This window comes from Pseudomonas sp. P4_C4 (assembly GCF_056402055.1).
Map to the genome: position 1 here is coordinate 1 of NZ_JBFUID010000070.1, position 21,268 is coordinate 21,268.

19 protein-coding genes and 1 pseudogene are annotated in these 21,268 nt (G+C 60.3%); 15 read left to right on the plus strand and 5 right to left on the minus strand.

What is annotated here, in order from left to right; translation table 11 throughout:
- Positions 1 to 61: 61 nt before the first annotated feature.
- The 4 genes from AC1DXW_RS26720 (at position 62) to AC1DXW_RS26735 (ending at position 3,330) form a co-directional block, all read left to right on the plus strand.
- Positions 62 to 616, plus strand: coding sequence for a hypothetical protein (locus tag AC1DXW_RS26720; RefSeq protein WP_477752356.1), 555 nt, complete (start codon positions 62 to 64; stop codon positions 614 to 616).
- Between the two features lie 32 nt (positions 617 to 648).
- Complete coding sequence (locus AC1DXW_RS26725; protein ID WP_477752357.1) at positions 649 to 1,926, plus strand: flavohemoglobin expression-modulating QEGLA motif protein; 1,278 nt, start codon at positions 649 to 651, stop codon at positions 1,924 to 1,926.
- A 163-nt stretch (positions 1,927 to 2,089) separates the two neighbouring features.
- The gene (locus tag AC1DXW_RS26730) at positions 2,090 to 3,004 is read left to right on the plus strand and encodes an alpha/beta hydrolase (RefSeq protein WP_477752358.1); all 915 of its coding nucleotides are present in this window, start codon (positions 2,090 to 2,092) and stop codon (positions 3,002 to 3,004) included.
- A complete protein-coding gene (locus AC1DXW_RS26735; protein WP_477752359.1) occupies positions 3,001 to 3,330 on the plus strand; it encodes a hypothetical protein in 330 nt (109 codons plus the stop codon). The genes AC1DXW_RS26730 and AC1DXW_RS26735 overlap by 4 nt, the downstream gene beginning before the upstream one ends.
- Before the next feature lie 138 nt (positions 3,331 to 3,468).
- On the opposite strand, the gene lptF is transcribed toward AC1DXW_RS26735, so the two are convergent.
- From lptF to AC1DXW_RS26750, 3 genes are all read right to left on the minus strand, one after another.
- A complete protein-coding gene (lptF, locus tag AC1DXW_RS26740) occupies positions 3,469 to 4,266 on the minus strand; it encodes a lipotoxin F family OmpA-related lipoprotein LptF (RefSeq protein ID WP_477760676.1) in 798 nt (265 codons plus the stop codon).
- Positions 4,267 to 4,311: 45 nt separating this feature from the next.
- A complete protein-coding gene (locus AC1DXW_RS26745; RefSeq protein WP_223458323.1) occupies positions 4,312 to 4,725 on the minus strand; it encodes a DUF4398 domain-containing protein in 414 nt (137 codons plus the stop codon).
- 272 nt (positions 4,726 to 4,997) lie between these two features.
- On the minus strand, positions 4,998 to 5,342 hold the full coding sequence (locus AC1DXW_RS26750; RefSeq protein ID WP_414873990.1) for a pilin assembly protein: 345 nt from the start codon (positions 5,340 to 5,342) through the stop codon (positions 4,998 to 5,000).
- A gap of 200 nt (positions 5,343 to 5,542) precedes the next feature.
- On the opposite strand from AC1DXW_RS26750, the gene ppc reads away from it, so the two are divergent.
- The 6 genes from ppc (at position 5,543) to AC1DXW_RS26780 (ending at position 12,130) form a co-directional block, all read left to right on the plus strand.
- Entirely contained in the window at positions 5,543 to 8,173 is a 2,631-nt protein-coding gene (ppc, locus tag AC1DXW_RS26755; RefSeq protein WP_477752361.1) for a phosphoenolpyruvate carboxylase, read from the plus strand.
- Between the two features lie 288 nt (positions 8,174 to 8,461).
- Entirely contained in the window at positions 8,462 to 9,109 is a 648-nt protein-coding gene (adk, locus tag AC1DXW_RS26760) for an adenylate kinase (protein ID WP_477752362.1), read from the plus strand.
- 93 nt (positions 9,110 to 9,202) lie between these two features.
- Complete coding sequence (gene tsaB, locus AC1DXW_RS26765; RefSeq protein ID WP_477752363.1) at positions 9,203 to 9,877, plus strand: tRNA (adenosine(37)-N6)-threonylcarbamoyltransferase complex dimerization subunit type 1 TsaB; 675 nt, start codon at positions 9,203 to 9,205, stop codon at positions 9,875 to 9,877.
- Positions 9,878 to 10,109: 232 nt separating this feature from the next.
- Positions 10,110 to 10,415, plus strand: a complete 306-nt coding sequence (locus tag AC1DXW_RS26770; protein WP_477752364.1) for a hypothetical protein — start codon at positions 10,110 to 10,112, stop codon at positions 10,413 to 10,415.
- Positions 10,415 to 11,275 carry a DUF72 domain-containing protein gene (locus AC1DXW_RS26775; RefSeq protein ID WP_477752365.1) on the plus strand — a complete coding sequence of 287 codons (861 nt, stop codon included), beginning with the start codon at positions 10,415 to 10,417 and terminating at the stop codon, positions 11,273 to 11,275. The genes AC1DXW_RS26770 and AC1DXW_RS26775 overlap by 1 nt, the downstream gene beginning before the upstream one ends.
- A gap of 33 nt (positions 11,276 to 11,308) precedes the next feature.
- Positions 11,309 to 12,130 (plus strand): isocitrate lyase/PEP mutase family protein, encoded by an 822-nt coding sequence (locus tag AC1DXW_RS26780; protein ID WP_477752366.1) that lies wholly within the window; start codon positions 11,309 to 11,311, stop codon positions 12,128 to 12,130.
- A gap of 28 nt (positions 12,131 to 12,158) precedes the next feature.
- On the opposite strand, the gene AC1DXW_RS26785 is transcribed toward AC1DXW_RS26780, so the two are convergent.
- Positions 12,159 to 12,779, minus strand: a complete 621-nt coding sequence (locus tag AC1DXW_RS26785; RefSeq protein WP_477752367.1) for an energy transducer TonB — start codon at positions 12,777 to 12,779, stop codon at positions 12,159 to 12,161.
- 93 nt (positions 12,780 to 12,872) lie between these two features.
- Here AC1DXW_RS26785 and AC1DXW_RS26790 point away from each other — a divergent pair, with 93 nt between their 5' ends.
- Complete coding sequence (locus tag AC1DXW_RS26790) at positions 12,873 to 13,655, plus strand: class I SAM-dependent methyltransferase (RefSeq protein WP_477752368.1); 783 nt, start codon at positions 12,873 to 12,875, stop codon at positions 13,653 to 13,655.
- Between the two features lie 122 nt (positions 13,656 to 13,777).
- Here the strand turns inward: AC1DXW_RS26790 and AC1DXW_RS26795 are convergent, their stop codons facing one another.
- Positions 13,778 to 14,416 carry a TetR/AcrR family transcriptional regulator gene (locus AC1DXW_RS26795; protein ID WP_477752369.1) on the minus strand — a complete coding sequence of 213 codons (639 nt, stop codon included), beginning with the start codon at positions 14,414 to 14,416 and terminating at the stop codon, positions 13,778 to 13,780.
- A 93-nt stretch (positions 14,417 to 14,509) separates the two neighbouring features.
- On the opposite strand from AC1DXW_RS26795, the gene AC1DXW_RS26800 reads away from it, so the two are divergent.
- The 4 genes and pseudogenes from AC1DXW_RS26800 to AC1DXW_RS26815 all read left to right on the plus strand — a co-directional run bounded on the left by AC1DXW_RS26800 (position 14,510) and on the right by AC1DXW_RS26815 (position 21,267).
- Complete coding sequence (locus AC1DXW_RS26800; RefSeq protein ID WP_477752370.1) at positions 14,510 to 15,610, plus strand: efflux RND transporter periplasmic adaptor subunit; 1,101 nt, start codon at positions 14,510 to 14,512, stop codon at positions 15,608 to 15,610.
- A 6-nt stretch (positions 15,611 to 15,616) separates the two neighbouring features.
- Positions 15,617 to 18,682, plus strand: coding sequence for an efflux RND transporter permease subunit (locus AC1DXW_RS26805; protein ID WP_477752371.1), 3,066 nt, complete (start codon positions 15,617 to 15,619; stop codon positions 18,680 to 18,682).
- 813 nt (positions 18,683 to 19,495) lie between these two features.
- Entirely contained in the window at positions 19,496 to 19,777 is a 282-nt protein-coding gene (locus AC1DXW_RS26810; protein ID WP_477752372.1) for a DUF6124 family protein, read from the plus strand.
- A 143-nt stretch (positions 19,778 to 19,920) separates the two neighbouring features.
- A pseudogene (locus AC1DXW_RS26815) lies at positions 19,921 to 21,267 on the plus strand (Fic family protein).
- Position 21,268: the final 1 nt, after the last annotated feature.

The window sequence follows — 21,268 nt, forward strand, 5'->3', positions numbered from 1 at the left end:
CAACAGATCGCAGCCTGCGGCAGCTCCTACAGGTCAGCGGTGTGTTCATAGGGAGTATTGAATGAAAGCCTGGCGTGTCGTTGTGATCGCCTTGTCGTTCCTGCTGCTCAATGGCTGTCTGGTGACCTTCAGGGAGCCGCTGCCCACAAGCGAACCCGCGCCCAAAGGATTGCTCGGCAAATGGACCAGCACCAATGCCTGGGGCGAGCCGCTCAACCTCGAACTGACCCGCATCGGCGACAACCGCTATCAGGCCGTCAGCTACTACCGGGCCAGGCCCAGGGAACGTGAAGCCTATCCGTTTACCCTGTCGCGCCATGGCAATCGCTGGTATCTGTCGGCGAGGGTGCCGGCGCAATTCGGCGGGCATTTCACCATTGGGGGGGTTGAGCTGACCGACAAGCATGAGTTGGTGGTGTACAACCTCGACCTCGACCAGATCAACCAGGCCATGAAGCAAAAAGCCCTGAGCGGTGAAAGCTTCCAGACTAACGACGGCTACGGCGTATTGATCGACAGCAACATGGATCAAGTCGCGGCCTACCTCGACGACCCGGCCAATTCCGATGTGTTCGTCGAAGCGGTGCGCTACCAGCGTCAGGCCAAAGCCAAATAACCGGCACCAACGGGTTTCTACAGGAGTTTCGCGTGGACGATTACCAACAGTCGATACGCATTTTGTCCGATCGCATCGTGTTGGCGCAGACACCGATCCGCGTCCTCGATGCGGTCAAATGGGACGACAACATTCGCAAGGGTTTCCTCAAGGCCAAGGGCAAGGAAATGCCGGCGGTAGACCGCGACTACTACCTCAACCGGCCGCTGGCGTTCGATTCCAGCAAAGTGAAGCTGGAGTTCCAGAACATCGAGCGCGACATTACCCGCCAGCTCGGTCAGTTCAACCCGGTCGGCCAGATCATGCGGCGCATGTGCAAGGAATACCGCATGGTGGTGCGTATGCTCGAAGCGCGTGGCACCGAGGATTTCGGCCTGATTTCCCAGGAGTTGTACGGCGCCGCGTCCGACGCATTCCACGCCGGCGACCCGACGCTGTCTGACCTGGGCATGATGTTGTCCGAATACCTGAACAACATCGACGGCCGTGGCGACCTCAAGGACGAACCGAAGACGTTGACCGCCAAGGACGCCGTCAGCCTGCTGCAACACCGCTTGAACAAGGTGTTCGGCGAGGCCGAGGAAACCATTCGGGTGTTCGAGTCCGACGGCATCGTCGCCGATGCGGCGGCGGGCGCCGACTACATCAAGATCCGCGCCGACGCGATGTTCAACGAGCGCGACGTGCGGGCGCTGGAAGTTCATGAAGGGCTGGTGCATGTCGGCACCACCCTCAACGGCCTGAACCAGCCGATCTGCACCTTCCTCGCCAAGGGCCCGCCCTCGTCGACGGTGACCCAGGAAGGCCTGGCGATCCTGATGGAAATCATAACCTTCGCCTCGTACCCGAGCCGCCTGCGCAAACTGACCAACCGCACCCGCGCCATTCACATGGTGGAGGAGGGCGCGGACTTCCTGCAGGTGTTCGAGTTTTTCCGCGAGCAAGGTTTCGAGATGCCCGAGAGCTACAGCAACGCCAGTCGCGTTTTCCGTGGCTCGGTGCCGACAGGTCTGCCATTTACCAAAGACTTGTCCTACCTCAAGGGCTTCATCATGATTTACAACTACATTCAACTGGCCGTGCGCAAAGGCAAGCTGGAGCAGATACCGCTGTTGTTCTGCGGCAAGACCACCCTGGAAGACATGCGCACCTTGCGCCAGTTGGTGGACGAAGGCCTGGTAGTGCCGCCCAAGTACCTGCCGGAACAGTTCCGCGACATGAATGCGCTGTCGGCGTGGATGTGCTTCTCCAACTTCCTCAACCACCTGAGCCTGGACCGGATCGAGGCGGATTACTCCAATATTTTGTGAGCAACTGGCCCCCCCTGTGGGAGCGAGCTTGCTCGCGATGGCGGCATGACATCCAACATGGATGTTGGCTGAACCACCGCTATCGCGAGCAAGCTCGCTCCCACAGGTTAATCGTTTGCCACAGGATCCAGTTCCAGCCCCATTTCTTGCGAGGTTTCAACGGATGAGAATCCTCGGCATCCTCTGCCTTCTCCTGGCCTTGAACGGTTGCAGCTCACTGCTGTTCTACCCCGAACCCGGCCAGTTGTTCACCCCGGAAAAGGCCGGGCTCGAATACCGCACCGTCACCCTGATCACCGCCGATGGCCTCAAGCTGAATGCATGGTGGCTGCCGGCGAAGCAGGGGGTCGAGGTCAAAGGCACGGTGCTGCACTTGCACGGCAACGGCGGAAACCTGCCCATGCACCTCGGCGGGAGCTTTTGGTTGCCGAAAAATGGTTACCAGGTGTTGCTTGTGGACTATCGCGGTTACGGCTTGTCCGAAGGCGAAGCCAGCCTGCCGGCGATCTATCAGGACATCGATGCGGCCTTCAAATGGCTCGACCAGGCGCCGGAGGTCAAAGGCAAGCCGCTGATCCTGCTCGGCCAGAGCCTCGGTGGCTCGATGGCCGTGCATTATCTGGTTCAGCACCCGGAACGCCAGAAGCAGCTCAAGGCCATCGTCCTCGATGGCGCCCCCGCCAGTTACCGCAGTGTCGGCCGGTATGCGTTGAGCAATTCATGGGTGTTCTGGACGTTCCAGGTGCCACTGTCCTGGCTGGTACCGGACGGTGACAGCGCGATCAACTCCATGGCGCAGCTTAAAGATGTGCCGAAACTGCTCTACCACAGCATCGACGACCCGATCGTGCCTCTTTCCAACGGCATCCGGTTGTATCAAGCTGCGCCGCCGCCGCGGGTGCTGCAACTGACCCGTGGCGGTCATGTGCAGACGTTCGCCAACCCGGTCTGGCGTAAAGTCATGCTGCGTTATCTCGATGACCCGCAGCATTTCAACGGCCTGCGCCGCCTGGGTGAAATCCCCAATTACCCGGCACCCCCGAATTCTGAAGATGAACCACCAGAGAGTCCGCAATGAGTGAAGAACGTAACGCCATCCCGCTGATCATCACCGGTATCTGCAGCATCCTCGGCACCGTCGGTGCCCTGTGGTGGTACGGCTACCTGCACTTCGCCAAGCCCGAGGATGCGTTGCTGCTCAACGAATTCACCATGCTCAAGACCATTCCGGGCGAAGACTACAAAGTCTCTCTGGAACCGGCCGCCCAGGTGGCGCAGTGCATCGATGGCGTGCTGGTGCTGTTCGATATGGATCAGAAAGGCCTGACTGGCGTGCTGGTCGACAGCAAGAAAAAAGCCGTGCGCTGCATGGGGCAGGAGACGCCGCAGAAGCTGGAGCAGTAAACCGGGTCTGTGGCTATCAAAGTACCCCTGTGGGAGCGAGCTTACTCGCGATGGCGGAGTGTCAGACAACACACGTGTTGAATGTCAGGCTGTCATCGCGAGCAAGCTCGCTCCCACATTGGTTTGTGTTGTGGCTGATTATTGGGTGTATGAACTCACCGCCGAACGCGGCATCACCGGCTGATTGTCATTGGAAATGGTCACCTCCACCCGACGGTTCATCGCCCGGCCCGAGGTGCTGCTGTTATCCGCCACCGGATACTCTTTGCCGTAACCCTGGGCGACGATACGCGCCGGATCAACGCCCATCTTCACCAGTGCCACACGCACGGAGCCCGCGCGACGCTCCGACAGCGACTGGTTGTGCGACGCCGTACCGGTGCTGTCGGTATAGCCCTCGACAATCACTTTGCGCTCGGGGTTTTCCTGGAGGTATTGCGCCAGTTTGTTGATGTTCGCCAGGCCGTTGGCTTTCAGCTCGGCCTTGTCGGTGGCGAACAGCACATCCCCGAAGGTCACCAGCGTCCCGCGATCGGTCTGCCTGGCGTTTAGGCTGTCCTTCAACTGTTTGATCTGCTGGTCGCGGGCGTCGAGGCGGGCCTGAGCCCGTTGCGCCGAGGTATCTTTCAGACTGGCCTCGGCGGTGCGCAGGACGATGGTCTGCTTGGCCACTTCGACGCGCTGGTTGGTCAAATAGGCAAGTTGGTCAACCGTGGCCGCGTCCTCCTTGTCCCTGTAGGCCTTATCGGCCTTGTCCAGATAGTCGCTGGCTTCCTTGGTTTCCAGGGCCGCAACCTTGGCTGCTTGCGGATCTGTTTGCAGGCCGGTGTAGTTGGTGCGGGCCTGTTCAAGGTTGGCGTTGGGTGGTGTGGAGCAGGCCGCCAGGACTACGGTGACAGCCAGCAGGGCAGGGATCATCAATTGATCAGGTTTCATGATTTCGTCCTTTTAGTGGAGTGGGAATGCGCAGTGCCGCGCCGCTTACTGAACGGTGCGCTGGCTTTCCTGACGCAATTCCTGGACGCCTTTCTGAGCGTCCTTCACTGATTGTTCGGCCTTCATCGCCTGGGCCTTGCGCTCGGCCACGCGAGCGTCCCACTCGGCCTGTTCGGCGAGCATCCGGGCCTGGTCGTATTTCTTGTCGTGCATGGCGATTTCGGCTTGCTTGAGCTTGTCCTGGGCCGACTTCATTTCCACGGCGGCGAACTCGGTGCCACCGGCGCTCACGGCGTCGTTGACGGCCGATTGGGTGACCGCGTACTGCTCGGTCGGCGGGTTACCGGCGCAGCCGGCCAGGACGAGGCAACTGCCCAGGGCCAACGCCGCCAGTTTGAGGCTTTGCGAACAGGTAAATGAGGGGGTTCCGGTTCGGGTTTTCATGGTCTTCAACTCCATTGGGCCAGCTCCTGAAAAACGTCGAAATCCACCCTGGGCAAGGCGCTGAAACCATCAATTGAGGGGCGTTTTGAAACACTCGTCCCAGGCGTGGTTACTTGGGTTGACCCGAGGCTTTTTTTGAAAGTTCAGAGAAATTGACCCGGCACGGAAAAACCTGTGATCAGATGTGCAGGGCTCTAAATCAAGGTTTTTTGTGACGCAAAGCGATATTCCCGGACCTTGATGGCCCGGGAACAGGTATTTTTTGCAGCTTGGAAAAGTGCAGTCGATCAGTGCTTCTGTTTGTCGTCAGGCACCGACAAATCGTGCAAATGCCGACGTGACAGCGCCAGAAAGCGCGGGGTCGGTCCGATGTCTTCGTACAGTGGATCGCCTTCTTCATCGGTGGCGACCACGGTCGAACCTTTGACGTACGGGAAGCTTCTTTCCAGCTCTTCCAGCGCGGCGCCGATCAGGTCGCCGAGCAGTTCTTCGGGATGCCGCTTGGGGTACATCTCGACGAGCGCGGCCAGCCGTGCGGCAGACTCCACGTCCAGATGAATCGAGTAGCCGGTGTCGGTCAGGCGACCTTTGGCGTTTTCTTCCCAGTGGTGGGCAAGCTCGCGGATTTTCATATTGACCTCATTGCGCTCCCGCTCGTGGCAGGCAGGGTGAGTGTCCGGCATTGGCCGGCGACAGCCATTGTGCGGCTTATCTTCAGACTAGCTTCAACAGGCAAGGTTTACAGTCCCTTCGTCGTCTTGCTTGTAAGAACCCGTCTGGGGCGGCACTCTTTAGGTTCTTAGCCGCCCGGATTTTTGCTGGAGACCTGCTGATGACCGATATTGATGCACGCTTGCGCGAGGACGTTCACCTGCTGGGTGAGCTGTTGGGCAACACCATTCGTGAGCAATATGGCGAGGGTTTTATCGACAAGATCGAGCAGATCCGCAAGGGCGCCAAGGCTGACCGGCGCGGCTCCATGGACGCCGAACTCAGTGCCAGCCTCAACCAATTGACCGAAGACGAATTGCTGCCGGTGGCGCGGGCGTTCAACCAGTTTCTCAACCTGGCCAATATCGCCGAGCAATATCAGTTGATTCACCGCCGCGAGGAATCCCAAGAGGCGCCGTTCGAAGCCCGGGTGCTGCCGGAGTTGCTCGCGCGTCTGCGCGCCGAGGGGCATGGCGCCGACGCGCTGGCCCGGCAACTGGGCCGGCTGGAGATCGAGCTGGTACTCACGGCGCATCCCACCGAAGTAGCACGCCGCACGCTGATCCAGAAGTACGACGCCATCGCTGCGCAATTGGCGGCGCAGGATCACCGTGACCTGACCAGTGCCGAGCGCGAGCAGATCAAGATCACCTTGCAACGCCTGATCGCCGAAGCCTGGCACACCGAAGAAATTCGCCGCACGCGTCCGACGCCGGTGGACGAAGCCAAGTGGGGTTTCGCGGTGATCGAGCATTCGCTGTGGCAGGCCATTCCCAATTATCTGCGCAAGGCCGATCAGGCCCTGCACACCGCCACCGGCCTGCGCTTGCCACTGGAGGCGGCACCGATTCGTTTCGCCTCGTGGATGGGCGGCGACCGCGACGGCAACCCCAACGTGACCGCTGCGGTCACCCGTGAAGTTTTACTCTTGGCGCGTTGGATGGCGGCCGATTTGTACCTTCGGGATGTCGATCGCCTCGCCGCTGAACTGTCGATGCAGCAGGCCAGCGATGAATTGAAGGCCAAGGCGGGTGACAGCGCCGAACCTTACCGGGCCGTGCTCAAACAGCTGCGCGAACGCCTGCGGGCGACGCGCAACTGGGCACACGCCGCCTTGTCGACGTCGATCCCGGCACCGACCGATGTGCTGCAAGACAATCGCGAACTGCTCGATCCGCTGGAGCTTTGCTACCACTCTTTGCACGAGTGCGGCATGGGCGTGATCGCCGACGGGCCGTTGCTCGATTGCCTGCGCCGGGCAGTGACGTTCGGTCTGTTCCTGGTTCGTCTGGATGTGCGCCAGGACTCGTCGCGGCACACCGCGGCAATGACCGAAATCACCGACTACCTTGGTCTGGGAAGCTACGAGGACTGGAGCGAGGAAGAGCGCATCGCCTTTCTGATGCGCGAATTGAGCAATCGTCGTCCCTTGTTGCCGGCGTACTTCAAACCTTCCGCCGACACCGCCGAGGTCTTGGCGACCTGCCGGGAAGTCGCCGCTGCGCCAGAGGCATCCCTCGGTTCCTATGTGATTTCCATGGCCGGTGCGGCTTCCGATGTACTCGCCGTGCAGTTGTTGCTCAAAGAGTCCGGTGTGTTGCGGCCGATGCGCGTGGTGCCGCTGTTTGAAACCCTCGCCGACCTCGACAATGCCGGCCCGGTGATCGAAAAGCTGCTGCTGTTGCCGGGCTATCGCGCGCGCCTGCAAGGGCCGCAGGAAGTGATGATCGGCTACTCCGACTCGGCCAAGGACGCCGGCACCACGGCGGCGGCCTGGGCGCAGTACCGGGCACAGGAGCGTTTGGTGGACATCTGTCGTGCGCAGCAAGTGGAACTGCTGTTGTTCCACGGTCGCGGCGGCACCGTGGGGCGAGGCGGCGGCCCGGCCCATGCGGCGATCCTGTCGCAGCCACCGGGTTCGGTGGCGGGTCGTTTCCGCACCACCGAACAGGGCGAAATGATTCGATTCAAATTCGGCCTGCCGGACATCGCCGAACAGAACCTCAACCTGTACCTGGCCGCCGTGCTGGAGGCGACCTTGCTGCCGCCGCCGCCACCTACGCCCGAGTGGCGCCATTTGATGGACGAACTGGCGGCAGACGGTGTCAGCGCTTACCGCGCCGTGGTGCGGGAAAATCCGCAGTTCGTGGAGTATTTCCGCCAGTCCACGCCGGAACAGGAGCTCGGCCGTTTGCCACTGGGCAGTCGTCCGGCCAAGCGTCGAGCCGGGGGGATCGAAAGCCTGCGGGCGATTCCGTGGATTTTCGGCTGGACCCAAACGCGCCTGATGCTGCCGGCCTGGCTGGGTTGGGAAGCCGCCCTGAGCAAAGCCCTGGAGCGCGGCGAAGGCGAACTGCTGGGGCAGATGCGTGAGCAGTGGCCGTTCTTCCGCACCCGCATCGACATGCTGGAAATGGTCCTGGCCAAGGCCGATGCCGACATTGCCCAGTCCTACGATGAGCGTCTGGTGGAGCCGAATCTGTTGCCATTGGGTGCGCACTTACGCGACCTATTGTCGCAGGCGTGCACCATCGTTCTCGGCCTGACCGGGCAGTCGCAGCTGCTGGCACATAGCCCGGCGACCCTTGAGTTCATCCGCTTGCGCAACACTTACCTCGACCCGCTTCATCTATTGCAGGCCGAGTTGCTGGCCCGTTCAAGAGTGCAGGACGTGGCGCAGGGCAGCCCGGTAGAACAGGCCTTGCTGGTGTCTGTGGCGGGGATTGCCGCCGGTTTGCGTAACACCGGCTAAGATTTTTGCCGTGGGGTCAGGCATCCGGCAGGTGAGCCGGATGCCGCCGTATGACGGGTTGAAAAGTGCTGTCAGGCGACAGTTAATGATGGGGTTGCGACTTGGCAAACTGCGCGCAATGGTCGCAAGAGGCAGCGGTTTCTCCGACTTTTGGCGTCTTGTGTGGGCGCACCCTGCTGTGTATCTTGATCAGCCTTTGGCCGTTTGGGCGGTCACGACCCTATTTTTGAGATTGGCCCCACGAGGCGAATCTGACGTTATCCATATAAAAAATTGAGGAGCACATCGATGCGCGTCATTCTGCTGGGAGCTCCCGGGGCCGGTAAAGGTACTCAGGCTAAGTTCATCACCGAAAAATTCGGCATTCCACAAATCTCCACCGGCGACATGCTGCGTGCAGCGGTCAAGGCCGGCACCGAGTTGGGCATCAAGGCTAAAAGCATCATGGATGCCGGTGGCCTGGTGTCCGATGACCTGATCATCGCACTGGTCAAGGACCGCATCGCCCAGTCCGACTGCGCCAACGGTTTCCTGTTCGACGGCTTCCCGCGCACCATTCCCCAGGCTGAAGCCCTGGTGACTGCCGGCGTCGAGCTCGATGCGGTGGTTGAAATCGCCGTCGAAGACGAAGAAATCGTCCAGCGTATCGCCGGTCGTCGTGTTCACGAGGCCAGCGGCCGCGTGTACCACATCGTCTACAACCCGCCGAAAGTAGCTGGCACAGACGACATCACCGGTGAAGAGCTGGTACAGCGCAAGGACGACACCGAAGAAACCGTGCGTCATCGCCTGTCGGTCTACCACTCCCAGACCAAGCCGCTGGTGGACTTCTACCAGAAACTGTCGGCTGCCAATGGCAAGCCGCAGTACAGCCACATCGAAGGCGTCGGTTCGGTTGAAGCGATCACCGCCAAGGTGCTTGCGGCCCTGAGCTGAAAAGTCTGATCTGCTACATCATCCACGGCCCGCTTGCGGGCCGTAGTTGTTTATACTGACGCACTTTTTCTGACCTCTCTTGTGGATACATCGATGAGCACCTTGCTGGCCCTGGACACCGCGACTGAAGCTTGCTCCGTTGCCTTGCTGCATGACGGCAAGGTCACGAGCCATTACGAGGTGATCCCGCGCCTGCACGCGCAGAAGCTGTTGCCGATGATCAAGCAGTTGCTGGCCGATGCTGGCACCACCCTGCAAGCGGTCGATGCCATCGCGTTTGGCCGTGGCCCGGGCGCTTTCACCGGCGTGCGCATTGCCATCGGCGTGGTGCAAGGCCTGGCGTTTGCCCTGGATCGCCCGGTGTTGCCGGTGTCGAACCTGGCCGTGCTGGCGCAACGTGCATTGCGCGAACACGGCGCCACTCAGGTCGCCGCCGCCATCGATGCGCGCATGGATGAAGTGTATTGGGGTTGCTACCGCGAAACGGCCGGGGAAATGCGCCTGGTGGGTGCGGAAGCGGTACTGCCGCCGGAGTCCGCTGGATTGCCGGCCGATGCCAGCGGCGAGTGGTTCGGTGCAGGCACCGGATGGGGCTATGGCGAGCGTATCGCCGTCAGCCTGAGCGGGCAGGACGCGGGCATGTTGCCCCACGCCGAAGACCTGCTGACCCTGGCGCGATTTGCCTGGGAGCGCGGCGAGGCGATCGTGGCTGATGAGGCGCAGCCGGTTTATCTGCGCGATAAAGTGGCGACGCCTAAAGCTCGATAATTTGCTGGACCGGGCTGGTCCAATCGCGAGCAAGCTCGCTCCCACAGGTTCTGCGCAAATCCCTGTGGGAGCGAGCTTGCTCGCGATGCGATCTACCGGTTTTCACCAATCGTGATTTTCTAACCCCGGCTTTTAAACCTTTTGCCTTTTATGTGTTCTAGTTATCACTCGGCGGTTTGCGATGTGGGAAATGCGCCACTAAACTGCCATCACTGATTCCGAGTATGCACGCATGCGTATAGACGGCGCCTCCTCTCAGTCCTACCCCATCAAGCGCAAACCTCGCCAAGGCCGCGTGGTGGAAGACGACGCCATTGATATCGAAGGCGAGCTGGAATTCCCGACTGAAGAGCAAGTGGCTGCCCGCGCTGCCAAAGCCTCTGCGCAAAAACTGAGCAATCTCCCCGCCCGTCAGCAAGATCTGATTTACCACCGTGCCATGAGCAAAAGCGTGGCGACAGCCCTGGCCAGCTACCTGAGCACCGCCGGTTTCGTCGATTGGGAAGCGGATGTCCTGGGTCTCGACCTGTACATCTGATGTTGCTGCCGTATTACCTCGGTTGTCCTTCCTGGAGCGAGAACGCCTGGCGCGACTACCTGTATCCGCCGGACGCCAAACCTGCCAATTTTCTTGATCTCTATTCCCAGGTTTTCAATGCCGTGGAAGGCAACACGACCTTCTATGCGAGCCCGGCTGCCAGCACCGTGCAGCGTTGGGCCGAGACCATGCCCGAACACTTTCGCTTTACCGCCAAGTTTCCCGGCGAGATCAGCCACGGTGGAGACCTGCGCGAGCAGTTGACCGCCGCCGAAACCTTCGTGCAATTGCTCAGCCCTCTCGGTGAGCGGGTGTCGCCACTGTGGTTGCAGTTGTCGAAAAGCTTCACGCCCCAACGATTGCCCGAACTGGCCGGATTTATTGATGCCCTGCAGCGGCCGCTGGCCGTGGAAGTGCGGCATGACGAGTTTTTCGCCAAGGGTGACAGCGAGCGAATGCTCAATCGTCTGCTGCTGGATCGCGGAGTCGAACGCATCTGTCTCGATCCCCGTGCGCTGTTCAGTTGCACCTCGACCGAGCCCTCGGTGCTCCACGCCCAATCGAAGAAACCCCGTGTACCGCCGCGTCCGGCGGCATTCACGCAATTCCCGCAGGTGCGTTTTATCGGCCATCCGACGCTTGAGGCCAACGATACGTTCCTGGAACCCTGGGTCGAAAAAATCGCGGTGTGGATCGAAGAAGGCCGCACGCCGTATATCTTCCTGCACACGGCCGACAACCTGCTGGCCGCGAAGCTGGCGCAGCGCTTTCACGCCAGGCTGATGCTGCGTTTGCCTGGCTTGCCGGCGCTGCCTGAGCTATACAGAGAACCCGCCATCGAGCAACTTGGCCTGCTCTGAGGCGGATTCTTTCCCCCTTAAGGAGCCTGCCCAATGGATGCGCAAACCCTTCGAGCCCAGGCGTTCAAAGCCCTTCATGAGCGCCCCGGCGCATTTGTGATTCCCAATCCGTGGGATGCCGGTTCGGCGAAAATACTCGCTAGCCTCGGCTTCCAGGCGCTGGCGACCACCAGTGCCGGTTATGCCTTTTCCCAGGGCCGTGCCGATGGCGGATTGACCCTCGACGACACCCTGATGAACGTTCAGGCGATTGTCACCGCCACCGACCTGCCGGTTGCCGTGGACCTGGAAAACGGCTTTGCCGACAACCCGGCCGACTGCGCGAAAAGTATCTTGCGCGCGGCAGAGGCCGGAGCCGTCGGTGGCTCGATCGAAGATGCCACCGGCCGCGAAGAAGGCCCGATCTACTGTTTCGAACATGCTGTGGCGCGAATCGAGGCCTCTGTCGCCGCCGCTCGCAGTTTACCGTTTCCCTTCACATTGACCGCCCGGGCGGAAAACTTCCTGCACGGCAATCCCGATCTGGCCGACACCATCCGCCGCTTGCAGGCATTCGCCGAGGCCGGTGCCGACGTGCTCTACGCGCCTGGCTTGCGCAGCGCCGAGGACGTGCTGGCGGTGGTGCGCGCCGTGGCGCCAAAACCGGTGAATGTGTTGATGTCAGGTGGCTTGAAGCTGACGGTGGCGCAGTTGGGTGAGATGGGCGTCAAACGCATCAGCGTCGGTTCGGCGCTGGCATTGGCGGCCTATGGTGAATTCTTCCGCGCCGCCGAAGAAATCCAGACGTCAGGCACGTTTGGTTTCACGTCCCGGTCGATGCCGTATCAGAAGGCCAATCAGTTCTTTAAAGGCTGAGGGATGGAGAAGGAGGCGCGGCTGAGGATCAGGCGGCGATACGCAGGTTCTGCAGGATGATTGGACGGGCCCAGCCATTATCGAAATCGAGTTGTTTCTGCTGCTCCACCCGTTCTTCCGGTGAGAACGGCGGGAATGGCTTGTCGAGCAGGTCGAGTTCGAATTCGGCGATGGGCAGGTGCAGCGGACGCGGTTGCGGGGCAGGGCCTGCTTCGTATACCGGTTGACCGGCTTTCAGCACGATCGGGCGAACCCAGCCGCTTTCGAAGTCTTGCTGTTTTTGCTGGGCGACGATTTCATCCGTCGGGAACGGTGGGCGTGGTTTGTCTGCCAGGTCCATTTCGAATTCGGCAATCGGCAGGAACAGTGGCTCGGGCGGGCGGATTACATTGTCTTTCACCTCGCATTCGCGCTGGGACACGATGTGCTCCAGCAGCTCGCTGCCGACGGTCGGTTCGACAGGGCTTTCGAGATCGACCGGTGGAAAGTTCAGCGATTGCGGCAGCACTTCACCCGACTGTTCAGCCAGCGCCCGGGCAAAGAAATCCTGCCAAATGTGGCTGACGCCGCTCAGTGCCTGGGTGTTTCGCAGATTGTAATCGCCGTAGGGCGAGATAAAACCTGTGATTGTGGGTTGAATGTCTGACATTTCTCTCGGTCGACGCTCAGCTCTGGCAAAATGCTCGATAGTTTTGTTATCGGCCGTTTTTGCCGATCATTAATTTTTTGAGCGTGTTTTCCGATGATTGATCAACCTGCGGCCTGCCGCATCCATGTCCAGGCCCTCGACGCGGCTTTCCAGCCACAAGCCGAGCAATGGGCCGAGCGCCTGGGCCTGCCGATGCAAGTGGCGGACGGCGAATTTGCCTTGCAGGTGGGCGACCAGGGTTTGCAGTTGCAACAGCTGGGGCCGGATGCGCCGGGGCCGGTGCGGGTGGACTTCGTCGAAGGCGGTGCGGCCCATCGTCGGTTGTACGGCGGCGGCAGCGGGCAGATGATCGCCAAGGCTGTTGGCATCGCTCAAGGCGTGCGTCCGCGGGTGCTGGATGCCACGGCGGGGCTGGGCAAGGACGCGTTCGTGCTGGCCAGCCTCGGTTGCGAGATGAGCCTGATCGAGCGTCAACCGCTGATTGGTGCCTTGCTGGAAGACGGTCTGGCCCGTGGCGCGGAAGATTTCGACGTGGCGCCGATCGTGGCGCGCATGCGCTTGCTCAAGGGCAACTCGATCGAAGTGATGCGCAACTGGGAAGGCGAGCCGCCGCAGGTGATCTATCTCGACCCGATGTTCCCGCATCGTGAGAAAACTGCGCTGGTGAAGAAGGAAATGCGCCTGTTCCGGCCGCTGGTGGGTGATGACCCGGATGCGCCGGCATTGCTCGAAGCCGCCTTGGCCCTGGCCAGCCACCGGGTGGTGGTCAAGCGCCCGCGCAAGGCGCCGTGCATCGACGGGCCGAAGCCAAGCCACGCGCTGGATGGCAAGTCCAGTCGGTATGACATCTATCCGAAGAAGGCGCTCAAGCCGTAGACCGAGTTGCTCCCATCGCGAGCAGGCTCRCTCCTACAGGGATCTGCGGTGTTGCATAGAGCCAGTGTAGGAGCGAGCCTGCTCGCGATGGCGTCAGCCCGGTTACCAACAATCCATCAGGCTCACTCAGGCCGATAAGCCCGCATAAACAACCCCACCACCTCCCGCACATGGCTCTCCGCCGCCTCGCCAACCAGAGGCTCGCCGCAGCCATACAGCAAACGGAAATTCCCCGCGCCCTTGAGCAGGCAGAAGAAGTGTTCGGCCGCATTGTGCGGTTTGTCGATGGTCAGCACGCCACTTTCATCGATCTTGCTCAGCAGGCGTTCCATGCCATGCAGCATGCGCTCCGGCCCGGCTTCGAAGAATATCTGCGACAGCTTTGGGTCCTGGCTGCCCAGGGTCATCATCAAGCGGTGCAGGTTCACTGATTCATCACTGTTGATCAGTTGATGAAAACCGCGCGCGATGTTCAGCAGCACGGTTTCCACCGCCACACCTTCCGGTAATTCGAAGAACAGTGGTGGCAACTGCTCCTCGCACTTGGCCATCACGGCGGCGGAGAACAGCGTCTCCTTGTCGTTGAAGTGGCTATAGACCGTCAGCTTCGACACACCGGCCTCGGCTGCGACGGCATCCATGCTGGTATTGGCATAACCCTTACTCAGAAACAGCGCTTTGGCCGCATCGAGAATTGCCTGGCGCTTGACCAAATCCTTGGGTCTGCCTGGGCCATTGGGTGCTGAAAGATTGTTTGGCATATTCGTTTTTATTACTGGACTGGTGAGTTTGCTATTAATAACATACTGCTCAGTATAATTATTCAAAGCACCATTAGCGAAAGGTCCTTCACCATGTTCCGCTATGCCTTGTCCCTCGCGTTGCCAGTCACCCTGGCTTTTTTATTGTCTGCGTGTGGTCACGAAGAGGCACCGCCAGTCAGCGTGCGCCCGGCCATGGTGGTCCAGCCAGAGCCTTCGGCGCAGGCCATGGAAAGCTATCCCGGTGAAGTTCGCGCGCGGTATGAGCCGGACTTGGCGTTCCGTATCGGCGGTAAAGTCAGCCGACGACTGGTCGAGGAGGGGCAGCGGGTCAAGGCCGATCAACCCTTGGCGGAGCTCGACCCTCAGGACGTGCGCCTGCAACTGGAGGCCACCCGGGCCCAGGTCGCCGCCGCTGAAGCCAATCTGAACCTGGTGCGTTCCGAGCGTGATCGCTACAAGACCCTGATGGAACGCCAACTGGTCAGCCGCTCGCAGTACGACAACGCCGAAAACCTCTACCGCTCCGGCGAAGCGCGCCTCAAGCAAATCAAAGCCAAATTCAACGTTTCCAATAACCAGGCCAGCTACGCCGTGTTGCGTGCGCCGCAGGACGGCGTCGTGGCCAAGCGTCTGGTGGAGGTCGGGCAAGTCGTGGCCGCCGGGCAAACGGTGTTCACACTGGCGACCGATGGTGAGCGCGAAGTGTTGATCAGCCTGCCGGAGCAGAACTTCGGCCGCTTCAAGGTCGGTGAACCGGTCTCGGTAGAGCTCTGGACCCAGCCCGACCAGCGTTTCGAAGGGCGTATCCGTGAGCTGTCCCCAGCGGCCGATCCAAAGTCCCGCACGTTCGCGGCGCGCATCGCCTTCGCATCCGGCAAGGTTCCGGTGGAACTGGGGCAGAGCGCCCGGGTGTTCGTGCAGGCCGCCGACGTGGTCCCTCTGTCCGTTCCGCTGTCTGCGCTGACTGCAGAAAACGGCGTGACCTATGTCTGGGTCGTCAGTGCCAACAACACCTTGAAGAGAACCCCGGTGCGAATCGGTGCCTTTGGCGAGAAAACCGTACCGGTGCTTGAAGGGCTCAACGCCAGCGACTGGGTGGTGGCCGCCGGTGTCCATGTGCTTCTCGAAGGGCAGCAGGTGCGCCCGGTGGATCGCTCCAATCGCGTGGTCAATCTGGCGGACAAGGAGTAAGCCCCGATGCGCTTCAACGTTTCCGAGTGGGCGCTGCGTAATCGCCAGATCGTCCTGTTCCTGATGCTGTTGCTGGCCATTGTCGGCGCACTTTCCTACACCAAGCTCGGCCAGAGCGAGGACCCGCCGTTCACCTTCAAGGCCATGGTGATTCGCACCAACTGGCCGGGAGCGACCGCCGAGGAAGTCTCGCGCCAGGTCACCGAACGCATCGAAAAGAAACTGATGGAAACCGGCGAGTACGAGCGCATCGTGTCGTTCTCCCGTCCAGGCGAATCACAAGTCACCTTCATCGCTCGCGACTCCATGCATTCGGTGGAGATCCCGGACCTCTGGTATCAGGTGCGCAAGAAGATCAGCGACATCCGTCATACCCTGCCGCCGGGGATTCAGGGGCCGTTCTTCAACGATGAATTCGGCACCACTTTCGGCAATATCTACGCCCTGACCGGCGCGGGGTTCGACTACGCCGTGCTCAAGGATTATGCCGACCGCATCCAGATCCAGCTGCAGCGGGTCAAGGATGTGGGCAAGGTCGAACTGCTGGGGTTGCAGGACGAGAAAGTCTGGATCGAACTCTCCAACGTCAAGCTCGCCACCCTCGGCTTGCCGCTGGCGGCCGTCCAGCAGGCCCTTGAAGAACAGAACGCGATGTCCACGGCGGGTTTCTTCGAAACCAGCAGCGAGCGCTTGCAGCTACGGGTGACGGGGAATTTTCAGACGGTCGACGAGATCAAGAACTTCCCGATCCGCGTCGGTGATCGCACCTTCCGCATCTCCGACGTGGCCGACGTGCGCCGTGGTTTCAATGATCCACCGGCACCGCGCATGCGCTTCATGGCGCAAGACGCCATTGGCCTGGCGGTGGCGATGAAGGATGGCGGTGACATTCTGGTGCTGGGCAAGGCGCTGGAAGTCGAGTTCGCCCGCATCCAGAAAAACCTCCCGGCCGGTATGGAGTTGCGCAAAGTCTCCGACCAACCGGCCGCGGTGAAAACCGGTGTCGGCGAGTTCGTGCAAGTACTGGTCGAGGCGCTGGCCATTGTGTTGCTGGTGAGCTTCTTCTCCCTGGGTGTGCGCACCGGCATGGTGGTGGCCCTGGCGATTCCGCTGGTGCTGGCGATGACGTTCGCGTGCATGTATTACCTGGGCATCGGCTTGCACAAGATCTCCCTTGGCGCGCTGGTGCTGGCCCTGGGTTTGCTGGTGGACGACGCGATCATCGCCGTGGAAATGATGGCGATCAAAATGGAGCAGGGTTTCGACCGGGTCAAAGCAGCGAGTTATGCCTGGACCAGTACCGCGTTCCCGATGCTCACCGGTACGCTGATCACTGCGGCCGGTTTCCTGCCGATCGCCACGGCGCAATCGGGCACGGGCGAATACACCCGTTCGATCTTCGAGGTGGTCACCATCGCGCTGTTGGCGTCGTGGGTGGCCGCCGTGGTTTTCGTGCCGTATCTGGGGGAAAAACTCCTGCCGGACCTGGCGAAGATTCACGCCGCCAAACACGGTACCGGTCAGCCCGATCCGTATGGCACACCGTTTTATCAGCGCGTCCGGCGTCTGGTGGAGTGGTGCGTACGCTGGCGCAAAACCGTGATCCTGGCGACCGTGCTGTTGTTCATCGCCTCCATCGTGCTGTTCAAGTTTGTGCCGCAGCAGTTCTTCCCGGCATCGGGTCGCCTGGAGTTGATGGTCGACCTGAAACTGGCCGAAGGCGCTTCGCTGAGCAATACCGCCGACGAGGTCAAACGCCTCGAGGCGCTGCTCAAGGACAAGGCGGGGATCGACAATTACGTGGCCTACGTCGGTACCGGTTCGCCGCGTTTTTACCTGCCGCTGGATCAGCAACTGCCGGCGGCGAGCTTCGCCCAGTTTGTCGTCCTGGCAAAAAACATCGAGGAACGCGAGGCCCTGCGCATCTGGTTGATCGCCACGCTCAATGAACAATTCCCGGCCTTGCGCTCGCGGGTCACGCGTCTGGAAAACGGTCCGCCGGTTGGTTACCCGGTGCAGTTCCGCGTGACCGGGGAGCACATCGAGGAGGTGCGGGCGCTGGCGCGCAAAGTCGCGGCCAAGGTGCGCGAGAACCCGCATGTGGTCAACGTCCACCTGGACTGGGAAGAACCGAGCAAGGTGGTGTACCTGAACATCGATCAGGACCGCGCGCGGGCGCTGGGCGTGAGCACGGCGAACCTGTCGAGGTTCCTGCAAAGCTCCCTGACCGGTTCCAGCGTCAGCCAGTACCGCGAAGACAACGAGTTGATCGAGATCCTGCTGCGCGGCACCTTGCATGAGCGCACCGAACTGTCGTTGCTGCCGAGCCTGGCGGTACCGACCGATAACGGTCGCAGCGTCGCGCTGTCGCAGATCGCGACCTTGGAGTACGGCTTCGAAGAGGGCATCATCTGGCACCGCAATCGCCTGCCCAACGTGACGGTTCGCGCCGACATCTATGACAAGGAGCAACCGGCGACGCTGGTGCAGCAGATCATGCCGACCCTCGATCCGATCCGCGCCGAACTGCCCGACGGCTACTTGCTGGATGTCGGCGGCACGGTGGAGGACTCCGCGCGCGGACAGAATTCGGTGAAAGCCGGCGTGCCGTTATTCATCGTGGTGGTGTTGACCTTGCTGATGCTGCAACTGCGAAGTTTCTCGCGTACGGCGATGGTGTTTCTGACGGCACCGCTGGGGCTAATTGGTGTCACGCTGTTCTTGCTGGTGTTCCGCCAGCCGTTTGGTTTCGTGGCTATGCTGGGGACCATCGCGTTGTCCGGGATGATCATGCGTAACTCGGTGATTCTGGTGGATCAGATCGAGCAGGATATCGCCGCCGGGCTCAAGCCTTGGCAGGCGATCATCGAGGCGACGGTGCGGCGGTTCCGGCCGATTGTGTTGACGGCGCTGGCGGCGGTGCTGGCGATGATTCCTTTGTCGCGCAGTGTGTTTTTCGGGCCGATGGCGGTGGCGATCATGGGGGGGTTGATCGTTGCCACTGCGTTGACGCTTTTGTTTTTGCCTGCCCTTTATGCCGCTTGGTTTCGGGTTCGCAAAGAGTCGGTTTGAGGGTCTGACCTTGGCGGCCTTCGGGCCGACCAGATTCTTGGGTGATTGAGTACATATCCGTTTCTGCGGTAACGGCCACTTATGGTTTCGCCCTTACGGCGACTCACTTTTTTTAACAAGCGCCTCAAAAAAAGTAAGCAAAAAAAGCGCTCGCCCCGAACGTCCAGCCCCTCGCTTAGGCTCGGGGTTCCTTCGCTCCGGCATTCATCCGGGGGCATTGCCCTCCGGTCGGCTTCGCTTCGACCTACATGCAATGAGTTCGACTGCGTCGAACGGCGCTGCGCGCCAGTCCCCGGATGAACACCTCCACTCAGCCTTCCGAGGGGGCGGGCAGATCAAAAGCAGCCGAGGCGGCCTACCGGCCGACCTGTTTATTTCTTTCGTACGCATTTCAAACTGTGGGAGCGAGCCTGCTCGCGAAGGCGGCCTGATAGCCGACCTTTTTCTACCGAATGTACTCGGTCAAATTGTGGGAGCTGGCTTGCCTGCGAAGGCGGCCTGACAGCCGACCTGTTTCTACCGAATGTACTCGGTCAAATTGTGGGAGCTGGCTTGCCTGCGATGGCGGCCTGCCAGCCGACCAATCCCTCACAGATGTACCCGATCCAATTGTAGGAGCGAGCCTGCTCGCGATGACGGCTTATCAGTCAAAAGTGTTTATCGCCCAATCAAACATTCAGACCATTCCCACAAGACTTTCAGCTTGCCCGTCGGAAGCACGATCTCTAGCCTTTTCCCGTCGCTGCCAATTCAGCGGCCGGGACTGCAAGCCCGCGAATAGTCGTTAGGCGCCTACTTTGGGAGCTTCGCAAAATGATCAAAGACAGTCCTGAATACTCTGCCTCCGAATCCGAAAAGCAAACGAGAACTTCATACCGCCCCTGCCCAATTTTCACCATCCGCCCAGGCGTCAATTCCGAAACCCTCCTTGTCCACGCCTACGAAACCCTTGCCTCAGCCAATGTAATGGCAACCGAACTGTCGTCCATCCTGACCGGCCCAACCTGCAATCTGGTGCTCGGTATTCAGCAGATGATTGTCCTGGCGCAGCTATCAGTGAATCGCGTCCTCGATCAGCTGGATCCGCAGCAATAGCAAAAGGAAAAAGCCCGCTGAGCCTGTACCGGCCAGCGGGCATTCATTGTTCCTACATTGATCTCGGACCCGTCTGATATTGAGGCTAAAAAGCTCAGGTGTTGTACTCAGAGCCCGGTTTCACGCATGTTTGAGACAGCGCCATGAAAAATCCACCCACATTGAGAGGGCKGTCCGATCCGGTGTTTGATCGGCTGTTGCGATCACCCCACAAGGAACGCCTTTCGCAATACCTCGCCTTGCTCAAGCCCCTGGACGATCAGGGGCGTTACCTGCCATTCGATTCATTGCGCTACCGCTGGGCCCCTGGGCTGGATTCAAACCTGTGCTGGGCCTTGGTCAAGAAAGCGCGGACTGCACAGTATTCGAGCCTTTTGCCATTGGGTGAACCAGCGTGCTGGCTGAAATTCATGCTGACGCCGCAGGCGCAAAAAGCCATTTCCGTAGTGGATCGTCAGGCGACAACCGCAGTGCTGGAATACATGACCGGCCAGATTGGCGAGCGCGCTCATTTCAGCTATTTGCTCAATGATCTGATCGAAGACGAGGCCATCAGCAGCAGCCAGCTCGAAGGTGCGGCCACCACGACGCGGGTGGCCAAGGACATGCTTAAGCGTCATCGCTCGCCGCGCACGCCGGATGAGCGAATGGTCATCGGTAACTTCAAGATGATGAACTTCGCCTGGGAGCAGCGTTACGAGCCACTGAGCGTTGAGCTGATTGCAGCCATGCATCGAGTTGGCGTCGAGGGTATCGACGATTCGCGGTACTCGCCTGGAGCATTCAGGACCAACGATGACGTCGTAGTCCAGGATGGCCAGGGCAACACCGTGCATTCGCCACCGCCTGCAACAGGGCTCGTGTCACGTTTTCAGGTGCTGGCCAAGTGGATCAACCAACCTCACAACAACCCTCATCAAGCGGACTACCTTCATCCATTGATCAAAGCCATCGCGCTGCATTTTGTCTTGGGTTACGAGCATCCTTTTCGCGACGGCAACGGTCGGGTAGCGCGCGCGTTGTTTTACTGGTTCATGTTCAAAAATGACTTCTCGGCGTTTCGCTACATCGCCATCAGTGTTTTGTTGCGCAATGCGCCATTGAAGTACGGGTGGTCGTATTTGAATACCGAGGCGGATGACCTGGATCTGACGTACTTCATCGATTTCCAGTGTTCGGTGGTGTTGCGGGCTGTAGGCAGTTTTACCGGGGTGTATCGGAAAAATCTGGACGATGCGCAGTAATTTGATTGCTGGTTGCGTGAAAGTGGTTTTCTCGACCAGCTCACCGAGAAACAGCGGGCGTTGTTTCAAGTGGCCAGGAGCGGAATGGCCAAGGAGTTCACGGCGGTCAATGTGAAGGAGAATCTGGGTTGTTCCTACAACACGGCGTCAGCCACGCTAAATGGGCTGGTCGCGTTGAAGTTGTTCGAGAAACGCAAGATTGGGCGGGAGTGGGTGTTCTTTCTAAGACCCGTATCAGCGGCCTGAA